This window comes from Candidatus Dependentiae bacterium (assembly GCA_020431705.1).
GTDB lineage: Bacteria > Babelota > Babeliae > Babelales > Vermiphilaceae > JAGQHQ01.
On the sequence record JAGQHQ010000038.1, the window covers coordinates 1 to 2,066 of the forward strand.

Annotated in this window: 1 protein-coding gene; it reads right to left on the minus strand. The window is 33.5% G+C overall.

All coding sequences use genetic code 11. The features are described 5' to 3' along the window. Positions 1–133 precede the first annotated feature (133 nt). Positions 134–2,066, minus strand: a 1,933-nt coding sequence (locus KC460_05195) for a hypothetical protein (GenBank protein ID MCA9770737.1), incomplete at its 5' end; no start/stop codon positions are given.

Here is a 2,066-nt window from a genome sequence, read left to right on the forward strand (position 1 = left end):
GACTTGAGTAAAAGGCTTTGATGGTGCTACAGGAAATTCTTCTCGAAAAGCTTTTTCTACAGCCGTAGGTTTATGTTTCATTGCTACAAGGCTGTGAGAAATAGCAAGTGTTAATAATATAAATAATAATTTTTTAGACATAGAAAGTCCTAGGCTCTTCATTGCCATCTACTTCAGGATCACTCTCTTTCCATTTTTCAATGCACTCATAAATTTTATTTACAATAGCATTATTATCTTTATTCTGATTATTAACAATAATAAATTTATAGGATATAAATCCCAGCTCATAGGATGTGACTTCAACTTTTTTAGCTTCTCGTGTTTTAATTTTTTTAATTCCTCGTGTTTTAATAGTTGCACCTATACAGATTTTATACTTTTGTGTATTGTTGTATTTGGTAATCTTGCCATTAAAGTTGGTATTGTTTCCATAAGACCATTTTTTTAGACGAGCAGAAGCTTTGCCTTTACTATTAATAGCATTTAATGCTTTTTTTATACTTTGTTTCGCTGCTGCCATATATTTTTCTTTTTCGCTTGAATCACCTTCTATTACACTAACATCAACTGCTGCTTTTACTGCTGCGGTTACTGCTTCAGCTGCTTTTACCGATGCTTTTACTTCTTCAGCTGCATTTTCTAGTGCTATTTCTTCTGCTATTACAGCTTTTGCTGATTCGTTTCTCAGTATCGCTTTATATTCTTTTTCTTCTTTACTTGAATCACCTTCTATTACACTATCATCAACTGCTGCTGTTACTGATGCTGTTACTGCGTCAGCTGCTTTTACTGATTCTATTACACTAACATCAACTGCTGCTTTTACTGATTCTATTACACTATCATTAACTGCTGCATTTTCTAGTGCTGCTTTTTTGCCTTTTCTTACTACTTTTGCTGCTGCTTTTACTGCTGCGGTTACTGCTTCAGCTGCTTTTACTGATTCTATTACACTATCATAAACTACTGCTGTTACTGCTGCTGTTACTTCTTCAGCGGCTTTTACTGATGCTGCTACTGTTACTGCTTCAGCTGCTTTTACTGATGCTTCTTTTTGAACTATTTCAAATTCAGAACATATATCTTCATACCAATCTGTGATGCCATTGTACTTTTTATCTTTAATATTTGTAACCACTTTGATTAAAGTATCATGATTTCTCCTTGTGAATATTTCTGTTGCTTTTTTCAATCTTTTTACTTCTTCTTTTTTTTTCGGCTTCACTTTTGCTGCTGCTGTTACTGCTTCAGCTGCTTTTACTGATTCTATTACACTATCATTAACTGCTGCTGTTACTCCTTCAGCTGCTGCATTTACTGCTTCAGTTGCTTTTACTGATGCTACTTCTACTGATGCTGCTGCATTTTCTTTTTTTTTCGGCTTCACTTTTTTTTCGGCTGCTATTCTGATTATGCTATTATTGCTATTATTTTTCGTAACCTTGTCCATTGACATAATGAATATTTCTGTTGCTTTTCTCAATCTTTTTTTTTCTTCTTGTTTTTTCTCAGCTGCTGCACTTTTTTCTTTTTCTATCAGCCTCGCTTCTGTTATATCTGCCAATGAGTTTCTCCGTATCCTTTTTTCTTCTTCTTTAATTTCTTCAATTTTTTCACGCACACCTTTGTGCCAATCTGTGATGCAACGGTACTGTTTATTGCTAATTTTTGTAACTGCTTTGATTAAAGTCTCAAGATCGCTACTTTCTTTTTTTATTATTTTTTTTTCTTTTTTATCTACTAGTATTGTTGCGTCTTTTTCTTCTGCTTCTACACTCAACATGCCATTCACATAGAACTTTATTGTCATTGTAGTATCTGCGTTATCTTCTGCTGCTTGTCTGTCATCATCTTCTTGCTCGCTATCATCTTCTTGCACAAAATTTTGGGTGTTACTAAAGAAAAAAGGATAAAGTATAGAATTTATTGTACTCTCTACGGGTTCTTCTTGCTCAGCAATTTTTTTTTCAAAGAAATTATATAGAGCAATCTGTGTGATGCGCTTCTTTGTATCTTCATCGAAAACAGGTTTTATTTTAGAAAAAAGCCAAGGTAGAAAGGTT